We start from the raw sequence: 15344 nt of genomic DNA on the forward strand, positions 1-15344 counted from the left end.
TTTTGTCTTATTTCACCTCTTTGCCTTTTTATTAGCTACCCTTCGCATCGTTGCTCTTATATAAGTTATCTTATATCAGTTACTTTGAGTCACTTTTATTATGAGCCAGGCTTTCTTATACTACTCAGCTTGCATAGTGATCTGCTCGCAAATACGCTATTTTCTTACTTTATAACGAGACGTTCAATGGGACTTACATGGTAACGCTCACCCAGACTCAAGATAAATACCTGCCTTATGTACTAGCGGTAGCGCTATTTATGCAAATTTTAGACGCCACTATCTTGAACACCTCATTGCCACAAATGGCGCAAGCACTGGGTGAGTCACCACTAAAGATGCAGTGGGCAGTCATTAGCTATGCATTGACCCTCGCGATTTTTATCCCTATCAGTGGTTTTTTAGCGGATAAATATGGCACACGCCGCGTTTTTTTATCCGCGGTCATTATTTTTTGTGTTGGCTCATTACTGTGCGCGGCTTCGCAAACATTAGATTTTTTGGTTGCCTCACGTGTGGTACAGGGTATCGGCGGTGCCATGATGACGCCTGTCGCTCGTTTAATATTGGTCAAGTCTTATCCGCGCAATAAGCTACTCACTGTGATGAATTTTGCTGTGATACCTGCGTTGGTTGCACCACTAGTCGGTCCAGTATTAGGTGGCTATATCGTGCAATATGCCAGCTGGCACTGGATATTTTTGATCAATATACCGATGGGTGTGGCAGGTTTTATCATGGGCAAAAAACTGGTTCCAGCGCTATATGAAGATACTAAGCGCCTTGATTGGACAGGGTTTGTATTGTTTGCCGCCGCTGCTTGTGGATTCACACTGGCTGTCGAGTTTGGTTCACAGACAGGTCGCGGAGTTTATGGGTTGTTGCTTGGGTTAGGCGCAAGTCTATTGATCGGCGCGTATATCTGGCATGCTAAACGGCGAGCAGCTCCCCTGTTTCCACTGAGCCTGTTTGATATTCGCACCTTTCGAATTGGTATTACAGGTAATTTGTTTACGCGGCTTGGCATCAGTGCCGTGCCCTTTTTGCTGCCCTTATTACTTCAGGTGGTGTTTGAGTACTCACCTTCGCAGGCAGGTTGGTTGCTTGCCCCGATTGCGGTTGGTGCTATAGGTATCAAACCTTGGGTTAGCAAGATTATTCAACGGTTTAGCTACCGTAAAGTGCTGGTCTACAATACCTTGTTTATGGGTTCGCTTATCATTGTACTAGCGCAGTTTAACGATGCGTCGCAGTGGCTATGGTTTATACCGATCTTGACCGTCATGGGCGCCTGCAACTCTATGCAGTTTAGCGCGATGAATACGATTACGATTGGCGATTTACAGGGAACACAGACTAGTAGCGGTAACAGCTTAATGGCAGTCAATCAGCAGTTAGCGATTAGCTTTGGTATTGCCTTCGGTGCTGCTGTATTGAATTTATTACGTGAGCGTCTGCAAATGGATACACTAGTGGCGTTCCAAACCACTTATTGGATATTGGGTATTTTGACCATTCTCTCGGGGCTGTATTTTTTACGTCTGAAACCTGAAGATGGACGCGGTTTATACTAGGGCGTTTCTTCAATCGAGACAAGCTTTCTATTGAGTGAGACTTTACGTACGGCACGTCTCTATTCTGTATATCCGAAACGTTAAAAATAGCTTATCTATAGACAGAAAAAAGCCAGTATGCGATTGTGTTATCAATCTCATACTGGCTTTTTATTACGACTTACATTAATAATAAGTACTATTATGCGTCATCATCACTCATTTGCGATTGGATGTAGCGCTCTACACCAATACTCTCGATTAAGTCCTGCTGCGTCTCTAACCAATCTTCATAATCTTCATTGCCATCTTTTAGCGTGACTAATAGCTGGCGAGAAACATAGTCCGACTTTGTCTCACATAAGGTGACGGCATCAGTAATAATATCGAACTTTTGTCTCTCAAGGCGTAGGTTGCACTCAATGATTTCTGGTACATCTTCACCGACCAATACCTTGCCCAGTTCCTGCAAGTTTGGCAAACCGCCTAACAGCAAAATACGAGCGATTAGGTCGTCTGACCATTTCATCTCAGCAATAGATTGCTTATACAATGAGTCATTAAGTGCTTCTAGCCCCCAATGACGTGCAATACGTGCATGCAAAAAATACTGGTTGATGGCAATCAATGACTGCCCAAGTACTTTATTTAACGCGCGAATAACTTCTTTATCCCCTGTCATTACCTTTCTCCCTTTATCTCTATTATTTATGCTAAATACTGTGAATGCTATTCATACGTAGGATGATATCAGGCAATATTAGGAGTGACTTCAGCCATTTGGCTTTGTAGATAATTCGGTAGACCAATCATGTCGATGAGACGGAGCTGCTGCTCAAGCCAATGCGCATGGTCTTCTTCGGTGTCTTTCAATTGCTCAACCAGCATCTCACGCGTGACATAGTCATGCTCTGCTTCGCAAAGTGCGATGCCCTCTTTTAGATGCTTCTGTACTTGGTACTCTAAATCTAGGTCAAACTGCAACATCTCAGGGACAGTCGCACCGATATGGATGGCATCGACCGACATCTTTGGCGTGCCACTCAACATCAAGATACGGCGAATGATATTCTGTGCGTGTAGCGTTTCGTCTTCCATTTCATGATGGATACGGTCGTATAACTTGCCATAGTGCCACTCAGCGTACATCTCTGAATGGATAAAATATTGGTCACGAGCGGCAAGCTCACCACCTAGTAAGAAATTCAAATAATCAATGACTTTCTGGCTACCTATCATAACGCGTACTCCCCTATTTATTTTTACCGATCACCATACATCCACAATTTATTATATAAGGATAGCATAATTGGCAAACTGATCAGTAAAAATCAAAATCAATAAAATGGCTTATAATCTCAGGTAAATATAGTAGCATACAGGCGCAGTATAGGGTGTAACGTTATGAACTAAGAATAAGATGCTAATTGAGAATCATAATTAGCTACAACTGGCATGAGACTATTTAATATAGTTCGTGCTGGCGTTTGAGTGAGATTATATGGACGCTTGCACCCAACCCTTTATGTATAATAAATTTAGATGCAGAATATTGAATATATTTTATCGTATTATATTACAAGGTATATGATTGATAATATTTAAACGGCGTATGCTAGATTATCGAGTTTTGCATGGTGTTCGTCTAGGTAGTCATTGACCATCGGCTCACAACAGCCACAGCACGTTGCTACATCGAGCGTATCTTTTAGACCATCGAGCGTATCAACACCTGCAGCAATAGCTGCTTTGATTTGCTTTTCTTTTACGTTGTTGCAGATACATACGTACATGGATTGGCTCCTCGGAATACCACTATTCGATAATGACAGCATACGACACTTGTATAAAAAACTTTTGTGATAAGTGTCATTGATAAACGGATAATTTACTGTTTTCTAGCAATTAAAAATTAGTTGTTGAAATCACGTTTATCGCTTGCAGTATAATAACGATAATTATTATCATTTTCAATCACATTCGATATATTTATTCGTTGAGACAGTATCCTTGTATTACAGGCATTTCATTTATGTAAGCGGATATAAGTGTGCGTGTAACCGAATATTGTCAAAGGTAGTGAATTGACGATGAACTGTAAATTTGCTTATTTTTTAATCGATTTTGTAGATAACTGCTGTTATATTGAACCCCTATTAACGAAGCCCATTGGAATTCTCCTATGTCTGATAATAATTTTACGATACGACCTATTGATTTATTCAAAGTCCTATCTGATCCGACACGTCTAAAAATATTTCAAATTCTTTTTAAAAAAGAAGCACGTTGCGTGGGTGATTTGGTAGATATGCTTGACCAGCCACAACCGACGATATCACGTCACCTAAACCATTTGAAAAAACTGGGTATTTTAAGCTGTGTACGTGACGGTACTTGGATGTGGTATGAGGTCGCTGATGATTTACCAGATTGGTGTCAAGATATCTTAGACATCACCTACGAGCAAATCTCTCCTAGAGGGACCGGTATAGATGTATCGGATCTTGCTTAGATACTATTGTCCGCTTAGACTTTTAGCTCTTTGACTGCGCTTTATAAAAAGCGCTTGAGACAATAGATCTGCGCCCATGCGCCAAACCAAAAAAGACCTACTCTCGTAGGTCTTTTTTTTGTTCAACTATTGATTATTCAACCTAAATTGCGCTAGGTCAAATAATTATACAATATCTAAGAAATCGCTGATAAAGGCGTTGGCTGGCTGGTGTATCAGCTCCTCTGACGTGCCCACCTGCTCTACTCGGCCCTGATTCATCACGACGATCTCATCTGATACCGCACGTGCTTCTTCTTGATCGTGCGTCACCATGATGCTAGTGATACCAAGCTCATGGTGGATGTTTTTTAGCCATGTGCGCAGCTCTTTACGTACTTTGGCATCTAGTGCACCAAACGGCTCATCTAGCAGCAGCAGCTTTGGTTTAACAGCAAGTGCACGTGCTAATGCAATGCGCTGACGCTGGCCACCTGATAGCTGATGCGGATAAGCATTGGCAACCTGGGGTAGCTGTACGAGGTCTAAGAGCTCTGCTACGCGCTTATTGATATCAGCTTTACTCGGACGCTCGTTTTTTGGCAACAAGGTCAATCCAAAGGCCACATTATCCGCGATGTTCTTATGGCGAAACAAGGCATAATGCTGAAACATAAAGCCAATATGGCGCTTTTGGACTGGGGTATTGGTCACATCCAGCTCATCGAACAATACCTGCCCAGAGTCAGCATACTCTAGACCCGCGATAATACGTAGCAAAGTGGTCTTACCGCAGCCTGATGGACCTAGTAACGTCGTCAGCTTGCCAGTCGGCACAGTGATATTTATATTGTCTAAAGCGGTAAAATTGCCGAATTTTTTATTAACGTTGCGAATCTCAATGCTCATAATCGTATCTCTTATTATATCTTTTGTCGTATCGTGGCAAGTAGCTGAGTAGCGACTGCATCCGTAGTATTAACATCATTTATCAGATAATGGCAGTTATACCTTGCCAGTACTGTCCGCACTCGTCGATTCAGTAGCGGCAGTGGCGTTAGCACTCACTGGCAGCTCAGGTGCAGCCGCCAGCCGCTCAGACTTGGCAAATTTACGCTCTTGTATCTTGGTCATGACTTGCTGAATCAGTAGCGTCACCAAGGCCAATGCAGCCAATATGCTCGATAAGGCAAACGCAGCGGTAAAGTTATAATCGTTATAGGCAATCTCAACCAATAGCGGCATGGTGTTGGTCTCGCCGCGAATGTGACCAGATACCACACTGACGGCACCAAACTCACCCATCGCGCGGGCATTGGTCAGAATCAAACCATATAGCAGCGCCCATTTGATATTAGGCAGTGTCACATGCCAAAACGTCTGCCAACCAGTCGCGCCTAATGTTAGCGCTGCTTGCTCCTCAGAGTCGCCTTGAGTCTGCATCAATGGAATCAGCTCACGTGCAACAAAAGGAAAGGTCACAAACAACGTCGCCAAAATGATACCAGGCACCGCATAGATCACTTGAAAACCCATACTCTCAAGCCAACCGCCGATAGTAGAGTTCAGTCCAAACAGCAGCACAAACATCAAACCTGCAACTACTGGTGATACCGAAAATGGCAAATCTAGCAAAGTGGTGACCAGCTGCTTACCTTTAAACTGATAGCGCGTGACCAACCATGCAATCGCAATGCCCATTACCATATTAATTGGTAAGACAATTCCTGCCGTTATAAGGGTTAGCTTGATGGCTTGTAAGGCTTCAGGATCGACCAGCGAGGCGATATATAACTGCCAACCATTTTTAAAGGCTTCGTAAAACACAGCCAGTAATGGAATGACCAACATGACAATCATGAATAGCACAGCAATGGCAATAAAGGTGCGACGTATCCATGGGGTATCTTTGGTCGCAGCGTTGCTTTGGTAGTCGTAGCTATTAGATATTTGCATATTAGCGAGCTCCTACACGGCGCGACAGTTTCCACTGCATGATATTGATGGTCAGCAAGATAACAAATGATATGAGTAGCATAAATAATGCAACCGCAGAAGCACCTTGAATATCAAACTGCTCAAGTTTACTGATAATGATAAGCGGCAAAATCTCAGACTGCATCGGAATATTACCTGCGATAAAGATAACTGAGCCATACTCACCAGTGGCACGGGCAAACATCATACCTGCGCCCATCAGCAAGGCTGGCAATAGCTCTGGTAAAATTACTTTACGAAAAGTCGTCAGACGATTAGCGCCCAATACCGCAGCCGCTTCTTCAAACTCAACGGACAGCTCAGCGAGTACGGGCTGCACTGCACGGACGATAAAGGGAAAGCTGACCACAACCAGTGCTAGCCAAATACCTATTGGCGTAAAGGCAACCTGAATATCGAACTTGGCAAACCATTGACCAATCAAGCCATTAGGCGCATATAAAGTGGCAAGCGAGATACCTGTAACGGCCGTTGGTAGTGCAAATGGCAAATCGACTAAAGCATTAATCAGTGACTTACCCCAAAACTCGTAGCGGACAAGTACCCATGCGACTAATGTGCCAAATACCATATTGGTCAGCATCGCCAAAAACGACATCCATAAGCTTAGCTTGATAGCGGCAGTGACTTGTGGCTGGGTAATGGTTTCCCAAAAGCCTGCCCAACCCATCTGCGTCGTGGTATAGGCCATCATGGCAAACGGTAGTACCACCAATAACGACAAACTAAAGACAGTAATACCCATGCTCAGACCGAACCCGGGTAGCACATTGCGCTGACGCAAGCGGGTCAGCCAACCTTTTTTATTGCCGGGCTTACTGGCAGAAGAAGATGTTGCACTCATAGTGATGTCCTATTGCCTAACTGATGGTACTTAGCGAGGGTGCTCACTGTAAGACCATTATTACCATTGTTATCAAAATTATTATTGGTCGGCTTATGATATAAAGGACATAGTGCGTACGACCATGTCCTTTATGGGGTGTTTCATGACTGACTGTACGAATAATTGAGTTAATCCGTTTCAGTGATTAGCGCAGTAGCTGCTCTAACTACTCAGCAGGTGATTACTGAGGTGCGTTAATTGCCAATTGGTCAAATACACCGCCATCGCTGAAGTAAGTGCTCATGATCTCATCCCATGTGCCAAAGGCATCGTTCGGGCGGAAAGTCTCAACTGGCGGTAATTTGTCACCGTTTTTGTCAAGCACGCTCTTAACGCTAGGACGTAGATATAGATTGGCCGCTAGCTGCTGAGCAGGCTCACTCCATAAGTAATCAAGATACGCTTTGGCAGCGTCTGTAGTGCCTTTTTTATCTGTTACCGTCTTCACAACTGCCACAGGGCTTTCTGACTTGATCGAGTATTTTGGATAAACGATGTCTACTTGACCTGCACCAAAATCAGTCGCTGCAAGGTTGGCTTCGTTTTCAAACGTGACCAATACATCACCAATACCGCGCTGTACGAACGTCGTTGTCGCGGCACGTCCGCCGTTTTCATAGACTTTGACATTTTTTAGCATGTCTTTTACGTAGCCTTTAGCTTTTGTTTCATCTTTATTAAAAGCATGTAGACCATAACCGTATGCACCCAAGAATGCATAACGACCGTTACCCGTCACCTTTGGATTGGCCATGACAATCTCAACACCGTCTTTGGTCAAGTCTTCCCAGTCTTTGATGTTTTTTGGATTGTCTTTACGTACCAAAAATACGATCGTACTGGTAAACGGAACCGCGTTGTCTGGGAATTTGCTTTCCCAATCTGACTCAACCAAGCCTTTTTTCTCAAGCAGCTCAATATCAGAGCCTTGGTTCATGGTGGCAACATCTGCTTGTAGACCGTTGGCAACAGACAGTGCCTGCTTACTTGAGCCGCCATGTGACTGTTTGATTAGGATATTGCTGTCTGGGTTTTCAGCTTTATAGTGCTCAACAAACAATGGGTTGTAGTCTTTATAGAAGTCACGTGCCACATCGTATGAGACATTAAGTAGCTCGATATTTTGCCCTTCTGTCGTCGCTGAACCATCAGCTGCGGCCTCAGTAGTCTCACTGTTGCTACAGCCAGCTAGACCAAGGGTCAAAGCAACGCCAGCAATACTCAAGGCACTAAGAGTTTTACTTTTCTGTTGATAACGAGCTACGTCTGTCATAAATACCTCAAAGATGTCTGTTGTGTAATGCAAGTATGCTAACAGCGCCATCTTATTATGTTTAATGATGAATATGCGTATGTTATTGCCAAAAGGGAATAACCAGTAAACAAAGCCAGATATATCAATAAGTTGTTAAAAGAATCTATATGTATAACTGACTGTTTGTTTATTGATGGTTTTAATACTGGCATGTCCCCTATCTATCTTGTCCGTGTTTTACCAAAAGCAGCTAAGATAGATAGTTCTATAAACTAAAAATTAACGACTAATTCGTGCTTGCCAGCTGATCAAAACGGCCACCATCTACAAAGAAAGCATCCATAATCTCTGCCCATGAGCCAAACACAGCCACAGGTTCAAACGTTTCAATATCAGGCAAAGTATCTTTGTGAGCAGCTAGAATCTGCTCATCACTTGGACGCATATACATTTTTGCCATGAGCTCTTGGGCAGGTTTATCCCATAAACCTTTCAGATAAGCACTTGCCGCTTCTGTCTTACCAGATTTTTCAGTCACTGCCGTTACGACCGCTACTGGGTTGGCAATCGTAATCGAATAGCTCGGATATACGATATCAACGTTACCCTTTGCAAATTGCTGTGCAGTCAAATGTGCTTCGTTTTCGGTCGTGATCAGCACATCACCTAGACCACGCTGGGTAAAGCTAGTCGTCGCAGCGCGTGCGCCATTGTCATAAGTGACCACGTTTGCCAGCAACTTCTTGATAAAGTCATTGGTTTTTACAGGGTTTTCATTACTACTTTCTTTAAATTGGTGCAAGCCATAGCCATAAGCACCTAAGAAGGCATAACGCGCTGTACCACTGGTTTTCGGGTTCGGGATGACCACATCGATATCATTACGGGCCAAATCCGACCAGTCTTTGATATTTTTTGGATTACCAGCACGGACCAGTAGCACCATGGTGCTGGTGTACGGCACGGCATTATTTGGGAGTGCTTGTTGCCAGTCAGCAGCGACCAAACCTTTCTCCACCAATAGATTCATATCGCTCTCTTGGTTAAACGTCACTACATCCGCTTGCAGACCATTAGCGACAGAAAGCGCTTGCTTACTAGAGCCGCCATGCGACTGATTGATATTTACTTTGCTATTTGGGTGAGTCCTCTGATAGTCGGTACTGAATAAGGTGTTGTAGTCTTTATAAAAGTCGCGAGACACATCATAGGAAACGTTGAGTAGATTGACATCTTGCGTCTCGCCACTGGCATTATTTGCCGCGTCATCTTGCGTCGCTTCGGTTGGACTGCAGCCTGTCATTATCATCGCTGCTGCAAGCATGCCGCTGGTGGCAAGTACACGTGCTTTTACAGGCTTATTATTAGTTGATTGAATGCTAGCAATGCTGATTTGTTGAAATTTTTTTTGCATGATGCTCTCGATAAAAGTAGTAGAAGCGTTTTGTCAAAATCTTGACCATCATCACAGGGCCTACAATCTTTTGAGTTCAGTTGTCGGGATGATGCAAGCTATGCTAGCAGCATAAATAGCAAACGCTTAGTGACGAATTAGCTTATCGACTAGTGAAGTTGGCATAAGTGATACTAGCAATCGTTTTGCATCATTTTGCATCGTTAAGAATAAAATGGGTTGAGTAATTGCTGACAGGTTTATTAAGTAGACTATGATTTGGGTAGGCTGTACCATTGTTTGTACGTTATAAAGTTTGCTGTATCAATGATACTTTCATCATCTCGCTACTATTCAAATCTTACCCTCCTACTTGACCAAAGGCCCTTATATGAATACTTCATACAATCAATTTCATTCTATTGTAGGGCTATTAATGATGACCTCTACCCTAGCTGCTTTAACAGGCTGTAATAGTATGTCGCCTACGGTGAATAGTGATAGCCACAGCGCTGTTAAAATAGTCACTAGTGAAACACTAGCCATGCCAATGAGTAACAACAATATTCTTGGAGACAAGGTTTCAGCGGATTACGCTACTGCTGACTACGACAAACGAGCGCAAGGCTATGATTGGGTTGGCGTGATAGTACGAGCAGATGGTGATCAACAGATTGATATTAAAGTTCGTTCACGCAGCGATATTAAAAAACCTACTTGTCATTTCGATGTTAAGGCAACACTCATGGGGCAAGATACTGCTCACGGTACGATTTTTCAGGCAAAAGTAAATGACAGTACGGCTTTTTTTCAATTTAAGGATGACAAGCTCATCATCGACAGCCCAGATAAATATGCACTGAACTATTTTTGCTCAGGTGGTGGCTCACTTGCTGGAGAATATAAAAAGCTGGCAGTAGGTTTGGAGATTTAATAGACAGCGCTAACATGTGTTAGGACGTGCTTTTCATTTTAAAATAATGCTAAAAACAAAAAGGTGTCAGACTATAAGTCTGACACCTTTTTTATGACTGGCTTAGTACAAGTTATTTATACTGATGATCTGCCCTTATACAGCAGATGCACCCGTTAATTTAACTTCAGCACGCTCTTCTTTTGCGATGCCGGCATAGTAGTCACGCAAAATCTGTAAGACTTCTGGACGGCTAAAGTTTTCTGGTACATCTTCGTCTTCTGATAGTGCTTTACGCAGCTTGGTACCTGACACTTTAACGTGCTCAGAGGCGTCATGCGGGCAAGTCTTGTCAGAGGCCATCGCATTACAAGCATTACACCAGAACGTCCAGCCAATTTTGAGCGGCTGAGTGATAAGGTCATCTTTACCAACGTGCTCAAAAATCGTTTGCGCATCAAACGCACCATAGTAATCGCCGACACCCGCATGGTCACGACCAACAATCAGATGGCTACAGCCATAGTTTTGACGGAATAGCGCATGCAATAATGCCTCACGTGGGCCAGCATAGCGCATATCTAACGGATAACCTGCTTGGATAACAGTATCTTGTCTAAAGTAGTTATCAATTAGCGTTTTGATGGCTTCTTGACGAACTTCTGCTGGGATGTCGCCAGGTTTCAATGCCCCTAATAGTGAATGAATCAACACACCATCACAGATCTCAATCGCAATCTTGGCCAGATACTCATGTGAGCGGTGCATCGGGTTACGCGTTTGGAATGCCGCCACTGTTTTCCAGCCTTTAGCATCCAAAATTGCGCGCGTTTCTGCTGGCGTTTTGTAGATTTCTGGATATAACGTTGGGAACTCACCTTCGCTAAGTACTTCAACACTACCGGCAATATTGACGGCTTCTTGGTTCAATACTTGTTGTACGCCTGGATGCTCTGAATCCGTGGTCGTAAATACTTGCTGACACTCATGCTCTTTATCGATGGTATAGGTTTCTTCTACTGTTAAGATACCCATGACTTCGCCATCTTGAGCGACCAAGGCTACTTTGTCACCTTGACTCAAATTATCCGCAGTCTCTTTTGGCGCAGACAAAGTGATAGGGATTGGCCAAAACAAACCTGCGTTTTCACCGCTTTGAAGACGCATGTTGTCTACCACGCCCTGCCAGTCCGCTTGATTCATAAAGCCATTTAACGGAGTAAAACCGCCGATACCGAACATGATTAAATCACCGCGCTCACGTGAGCTTAAAGTGATGGTTGGTAATGTGCTGGCAAGCTCTAATGCTTGATCGCGTGCTGCACCGTTTAATAATAGTGGCTTAAGCTCTGCACTACCGTGTGGAGGAACAAGTTTTGATTGGGTTGGGCTTTGAGTTTGAGACATATAGTTATTAAAACCTCTTATAAAAAGAATGGTTGGAAGAAATGAGCAAAAATGCAACAGCGATTAAATGTACAAAACTGAGAAGAAAGCCGTCGATAGATAATAAATAGCGTGCTAACGATTGGGCATTAAATTTGATACGCATAGGCTACCTAACTTTCGTTATGAAAATTTATGCTGTGTTTGGATATGGATATGTCTGAAAGGAATTTATGTTTCTGGGTACAAGCTTATATGATGTATAGCTGAATTATTTACATTGCGAACGGCAATAAAACCTATTACACACGCAAATCATTTTCGTCGCTGATTTTAAGATTAAAAACAAAACTGAGATTACGTCATGTATCAATATAATTACGCTGACCAGACTTTGGTAGAGGAACGAGTTGCCCAATTTCGCGACCAAACCGAGCGGTTTTTGGCAGGTGAGCTGCCAGAAGAGCAGTTTTTGCCACTGCGGTTGCAAAACGGCCTATACATCCAGCGTTATGCGCCGATGTTGCGTATTGCCATTCCTTACGGTTTGCTTGCCAGCTACCAGTTGCGCAAATTGGCCGAAATTACTCGCAAGTATGATAAAGGCTATGGCCACTTTACCACTCGTACCAATATCCAGCTGAACTGGCCAAAGCTAGAAGATGTGCCAGATATTTTGGCTGAATTAGCCTCAGTACAGATGCATGCCATCCAAACCTCAGGCAACTGTATCCGTAATACCACCACCGATCCATATGCTGGTATTCATAAAGAAGAAATCGCTGACCCACGTCCTTATTGTGAAATTATTCGTCAGTGGTCAACCTTCCACCCTGAGTTTGCTTTTTTGCCGCGTAAATTTAAAATTGCTGTGATCGGCACCAATGATGACCGTGCGGCAACCCAAGTACATGACGTCGGTCTACATGTAAAAACCAATGACGAAGGCGAGATTGGTTTTGAAGTATTGGTTGGTGGCGGTCTTGGACGTATCCCTGTCCTTGGTAAAGTTATCAATAAATTCTTGCCACGTCAGCATTTGCTTAGTTATTTAGACGCCATCTTGCGTGTCTATAACTTGCACGGTCGCCGTGACAAAGGCAGCAAATACAGATCACGTATCAAAATTTTGGTCGAAAGCATGGGCGGTCCAGCCTTTGCCAAATTGGTCAATGCCGAGTGGGAAGCCCACACCAAAGATGGTCCGCTTACTTTGACTGATGAGAATTTTGCAACGGCAACTGGCTTCTTTAGTGAGCCTGACTATGCATCGTTCGACGCACTACAAGTACAGTCTGAGCTACAACAGCAACTAAACGCTGATAAAGACTTTGCCAACTGGTACAACCAAAACACCGTAGCGCACAAAATAGCTGGCTATCGTGCCGTGGTTATTTCTCTTAAGGCAGGCTTGGTCGATGGCAAATATGTACCATCCGGTGATGTCAGTGAATCACAAATGGATGCTCTGGCTGACCTGTCTGACAAATACAGCTTTGGTGAGCTACGTGGTACTTATCAGCAGAATCTAGTATTCGCTGATGTGGAGACCAACAAGCTTTATGAGTTATGGCAGCAGCTATCAGAATTGCATTTAGCGCGCGCAAACATCAATACCCTAACGGATATGATTGTCTGCCCAGGTTGGGATTACTGCTCGCTTGCCAATGCAACGACGCACAACATCGCTGAACAAATCGAAAAGCAGTTTGATGACCTAGACTATCTATATGACTTGGGTGAGATTCGCCTGAACATGTCTGGCTGTATCAATGCTTGTGCACACCACCATACAGGCGATATTGGTATCTTGGGCGTCGATAAAAAAGGCGAACATTGGTATCAGATTAGCCTTGGCGGCAACTCTAGCGACGATGCCAAACTTGGCAAAATCTTAGGCAAATCTGTGCCTGCTCTTGAGGTTGCTAACACCATACAGCAGATCGTTGATGTCTATGTAGACTTACGTGCCAGTACTGACAATGATGTAGAAAGCTTTGGGCAATTGGTTGAGCGCGTTGGTATTGATCCATTTAAGGAGAAGGTCTATGGCTAATCACCATATTTTGGACAGTCATGGCGTCGATATTGGCAGTCAAGATACGTGGCATGTACTTACTACTGATGCACTGCCAGAAAGCATTGTATCGACTAACATTACGTTGCTTGAGCTACTACAAAAACAAGAGAAGCCGGACGTCATCGTGCCACTCGTTGATCTGTTAGATACGACAGGCGCACAAGCTGGTGGTCTGATCAAAGAAGTCTATGAGTTGATCGTACAGCACAGTAGCCGACTTGGATTGTGGGTTACTGCCGATACTGACGCTGATGCACTAGAAGGACTTAGTGAGTTCTTATCAACGCACGCACTTATCGTGATTGATGTGCCGAAATTCGCTGATGGCCGTCACTTTAGCTTTGCACGTACGCTGCGCCAAATCGGTTACACAGGCGAGATTCGAGTGGCTGGCGCGTTTGGCCGCGATCAAATTGCTTATATGCTACGCACGGGCGTTGATAGCTTTGTCTTGAGCGAGCATGACCTAGAAGCCGATTCTAAATTTGGTATTGAGCAAGCCTTTACTGCCCTTGCCAGTAGCTATGATGGCCGAAGTGCTTCAGATTTACCGATGTTTGCACAATCGTCGGAGCCTTCAGTCGCATAGTTTTAGCATTGACCACAATCTTTATAGTAATGCCCAATATTTTTAATAAACACTTTTATATTAACAACCATTAAGGAACGTATTATGAGCCAATTACACCCAAATCTAGATCTTGACCAAGCCAACCAAGACCTGCAAGGTAAATCACCTGAGCAAATCGTTGAGTGGGCACTGACTCAAGCAAAAAACCCAATCATCACGACAAACTTCCGTCCATATGAGTCGGCTATTTTGCACTTGGTTGCCAAACAGCGTCCTGATATCACAGTATTGTGGGTAGACTCAGGCTACAACACTGATGCTACTTATCAGTTTGCCAACAAGCTTATCCATGACTTGAACCTAAATGTCGTTACCTACATTCCTAAGCAAACGGCTGCACACCGTGACGCGACGATGAATGGTATCCCAGGTATCGATAACCCACAGCATGACGAGTTCACTGAGCAAGTTAAACTTGAGCCGTTCCGCCGTGCATTAGATGAGCTAAAGCCAGATGTGTGGTTCAATGCTATTCGTAAAGACCAAACTGAGTTCCGCCAAGGTCTTGATGTACTTAGCTTATCAAAAGACGGCGTGCTAAAAGTAGCGCCATTGTTTGAAAAAACAGATGCTGATTTAGACGTATATCTAGAAGAGCATAACTTACCAAATGAGCATGACTACTTTGATCCAACGAAAGTAGAAGAAAGCCGTGAGTGTGGCTTGCATACTCAGCTATAGTAAGGCACTGACTGTAGCTACTACTTTCTGAGCACTAGCTATATAAATAAAAAATCCCGCTTGGCTCTTAATAGAGT

At 43.6% G+C, this 15344-nt stretch carries 15 protein-coding genes; 6 read left to right on the forward strand and 9 right to left on the reverse strand.

Going from position 1 to position 15344, the window contains the following annotated elements:
• Nucleotides 1–197: 197 nt before the first annotated feature.
• Nucleotides 198–1574: a DHA2 family efflux MFS transporter permease subunit gene (locus DXK30_RS00650; protein WP_114700019.1), complete on the forward strand. Its 1377-nt coding sequence runs from the start codon at nucleotides 198–200 to the stop codon at nucleotides 1572–1574.
• A 181-nt stretch (nucleotides 1575–1755) separates the two neighbouring features.
• Here DXK30_RS00650 and bfr (DXK30_RS00655) read toward each other — a convergent pair whose 3' ends face one another.
• From bfr (DXK30_RS00655) to DXK30_RS00665, 3 genes are all read right to left on the reverse strand, one after another.
• Nucleotides 1756–2235, reverse strand: coding sequence for a bacterioferritin (gene bfr, locus DXK30_RS00655; protein WP_114700020.1), 480 nt, complete (start codon nucleotides 2233–2235; stop codon nucleotides 1756–1758).
• A gap of 68 nt (nucleotides 2236–2303) precedes the next feature.
• Nucleotides 2304–2792, reverse strand: a complete 489-nt coding sequence (bfr, locus tag DXK30_RS00660) for a bacterioferritin (RefSeq protein WP_114700021.1) — start codon at nucleotides 2790–2792, stop codon at nucleotides 2304–2306.
• A gap of 362 nt (nucleotides 2793–3154) precedes the next feature.
• Nucleotides 3155–3346, reverse strand: coding sequence for a (2Fe-2S)-binding protein (locus DXK30_RS00665; RefSeq protein WP_101205900.1), 192 nt, complete (start codon nucleotides 3344–3346; stop codon nucleotides 3155–3157).
• 389 nt (nucleotides 3347–3735) lie between these two features.
• Here DXK30_RS00665 and DXK30_RS00670 point away from each other — a divergent pair, with 389 nt between their 5' ends.
• Entirely contained in the window at nucleotides 3736–4065 is a 330-nt protein-coding gene (locus tag DXK30_RS00670; RefSeq protein ID WP_114700022.1) for an ArsR/SmtB family transcription factor, read from the forward strand.
• Between the two features lie 165 nt (nucleotides 4066–4230).
• Here DXK30_RS00670 and DXK30_RS00675 read toward each other — a convergent pair whose 3' ends face one another.
• The 5 genes from DXK30_RS00675 to DXK30_RS00695 form a co-directional block, all read right to left on the reverse strand.
• Entirely contained in the window at nucleotides 4231–4953 is a 723-nt protein-coding gene (locus tag DXK30_RS00675; RefSeq protein WP_114700023.1) for a sulfate/molybdate ABC transporter ATP-binding protein, read from the reverse strand.
• A gap of 96 nt (nucleotides 4954–5049) precedes the next feature.
• Nucleotides 5050–6000, reverse strand: coding sequence for a sulfate ABC transporter permease subunit CysW (cysW, locus tag DXK30_RS00680; RefSeq protein WP_114700024.1), 951 nt, complete (start codon nucleotides 5998–6000; stop codon nucleotides 5050–5052).
• A gap of 1 nt (nucleotide 6001) precedes the next feature.
• Nucleotides 6002–6886 (reverse strand): sulfate ABC transporter permease subunit CysT, encoded by an 885-nt coding sequence (gene cysT, locus DXK30_RS00685; RefSeq protein ID WP_114700025.1) that lies wholly within the window; start codon nucleotides 6884–6886, stop codon nucleotides 6002–6004.
• 223 nt (nucleotides 6887–7109) lie between these two features.
• Nucleotides 7110–8201: a sulfate ABC transporter substrate-binding protein gene (locus DXK30_RS00690; RefSeq protein ID WP_102093604.1), complete on the reverse strand. Its 1092-nt coding sequence runs from the start codon at nucleotides 8199–8201 to the stop codon at nucleotides 7110–7112.
• Between the two features lie 268 nt (nucleotides 8202–8469).
• The gene (locus DXK30_RS00695) at nucleotides 8470–9597 is read right to left on the reverse strand and encodes a sulfate ABC transporter substrate-binding protein (RefSeq protein ID WP_114700026.1); all 1128 of its coding nucleotides are present in this window, start codon (nucleotides 9595–9597) and stop codon (nucleotides 8470–8472) included.
• Between the two features lie 370 nt (nucleotides 9598–9967).
• Between DXK30_RS00695 and DXK30_RS00700 the strand changes: the two genes are divergently transcribed.
• Nucleotides 9968–10510 carry a hypothetical protein gene (locus tag DXK30_RS00700; protein WP_114700027.1) on the forward strand — a complete coding sequence of 181 codons (543 nt, stop codon included), beginning with the start codon at nucleotides 9968–9970 and terminating at the stop codon, nucleotides 10508–10510.
• A gap of 135 nt (nucleotides 10511–10645) precedes the next feature.
• On the opposite strand, the gene sat is transcribed toward DXK30_RS00700, so the two are convergent.
• Nucleotides 10646–11896 carry a sulfate adenylyltransferase gene (gene sat / locus DXK30_RS00705; RefSeq protein ID WP_114700028.1) on the reverse strand — a complete coding sequence of 417 codons (1251 nt, stop codon included), beginning with the start codon at nucleotides 11894–11896 and terminating at the stop codon, nucleotides 10646–10648.
• Between the two features lie 343 nt (nucleotides 11897–12239).
• Between sat and DXK30_RS00710 the strand changes: the two genes are divergently transcribed.
• The 3 genes from DXK30_RS00710 (at nucleotide 12240) to DXK30_RS00720 (ending at nucleotide 15267) form a co-directional block, all read left to right on the forward strand.
• Complete coding sequence (locus DXK30_RS00710) at nucleotides 12240–13931, forward strand: nitrite/sulfite reductase (protein ID WP_114700029.1); 1692 nt, start codon at nucleotides 12240–12242, stop codon at nucleotides 13929–13931.
• Complete coding sequence (locus tag DXK30_RS00715) at nucleotides 13924–14544, forward strand: DUF934 domain-containing protein (protein WP_114700030.1); 621 nt, start codon at nucleotides 13924–13926, stop codon at nucleotides 14542–14544. Before DXK30_RS00710 ends, DXK30_RS00715 begins: the two co-directional genes overlap by 8 nt.
• A gap of 84 nt (nucleotides 14545–14628) precedes the next feature.
• Nucleotides 14629–15267, forward strand: a complete 639-nt coding sequence (locus DXK30_RS00720; RefSeq protein ID WP_114700031.1) for a phosphoadenosine phosphosulfate reductase domain-containing protein — start codon at nucleotides 14629–14631, stop codon at nucleotides 15265–15267.
• Nucleotides 15268–15344 lie beyond the last annotated feature (77 nt).

The organism is Psychrobacter proteolyticus, assembly GCF_003350005.1.
Classification (GTDB): domain Bacteria; phylum Pseudomonadota; class Gammaproteobacteria; order Pseudomonadales; family Moraxellaceae; genus Psychrobacter; species Psychrobacter proteolyticus.

What these genes read in the sequence shown, in the direction of transcription:
- DXK30_RS00690 (WP_102093604.1), bottom strand. Translation starts at nt 8,201, where the DNA reads ATGACAGACGTAGCTCGTTATCAACAGAAAAGTAAAACTCTTAGTGCC.
- DXK30_RS00700 (WP_114700027.1), top strand. Translation starts at nt 9,968, where the DNA reads ATGAATACTTCATACAATCAATTTCATTCTATTGTAGGGCTATTAATG.
- DXK30_RS00675 (WP_114700023.1), bottom strand. Translation starts at nt 4,953, where the DNA reads ATGAGCATTGAGATTCGCAACGTTAATAAAAAATTCGGCAATTTTACC.
- DXK30_RS00720 (WP_114700031.1), top strand. Translation starts at nt 14,629, where the DNA reads ATGAGCCAATTACACCCAAATCTAGATCTTGACCAAGCCAACCAAGAC.
- DXK30_RS00650 (WP_114700019.1), top strand. Translation starts at nt 198, where the DNA reads ATGGTAACGCTCACCCAGACTCAAGATAAATACCTGCCTTATGTACTA.
- DXK30_RS00670 (WP_114700022.1), top strand. Translation starts at nt 3,736, where the DNA reads ATGTCTGATAATAATTTTACGATACGACCTATTGATTTATTCAAAGTC.
- DXK30_RS00695 (WP_114700026.1), bottom strand. Translation starts at nt 9,597, where the DNA reads ATGCAAAAAAAATTTCAACAAATCAGCATTGCTAGCATTCAATCAACT.
- DXK30_RS00715 (WP_114700030.1), top strand. Translation starts at nt 13,924, where the DNA reads ATGGCTAATCACCATATTTTGGACAGTCATGGCGTCGATATTGGCAGT.
- DXK30_RS00710 (WP_114700029.1), top strand. Translation starts at nt 12,240, where the DNA reads ATGTATCAATATAATTACGCTGACCAGACTTTGGTAGAGGAACGAGTT.
- cysT (WP_114700025.1), bottom strand. Translation starts at nt 6,886, where the DNA reads ATGAGTGCAACATCTTCTTCTGCCAGTAAGCCCGGCAATAAAAAAGGT.
- cysW (WP_114700024.1), bottom strand. Translation starts at nt 6,000, where the DNA reads ATGCAAATATCTAATAGCTACGACTACCAAAGCAACGCTGCGACCAAA.
- DXK30_RS00665 (WP_101205900.1), bottom strand. Translation starts at nt 3,346, where the DNA reads ATGTACGTATGTATCTGCAACAACGTAAAAGAAAAGCAAATCAAAGCA.
- sat (WP_114700028.1), bottom strand. Translation starts at nt 11,896, where the DNA reads ATGTCTCAAACTCAAAGCCCAACCCAATCAAAACTTGTTCCTCCACAC.
- bfr (WP_114700021.1), bottom strand. Translation starts at nt 2,792, where the DNA reads ATGATAGGTAGCCAGAAAGTCATTGATTATTTGAATTTCTTACTAGGT.
- bfr (WP_114700020.1), bottom strand. Translation starts at nt 2,235, where the DNA reads ATGACAGGGGATAAAGAAGTTATTCGCGCGTTAAATAAAGTACTTGGG.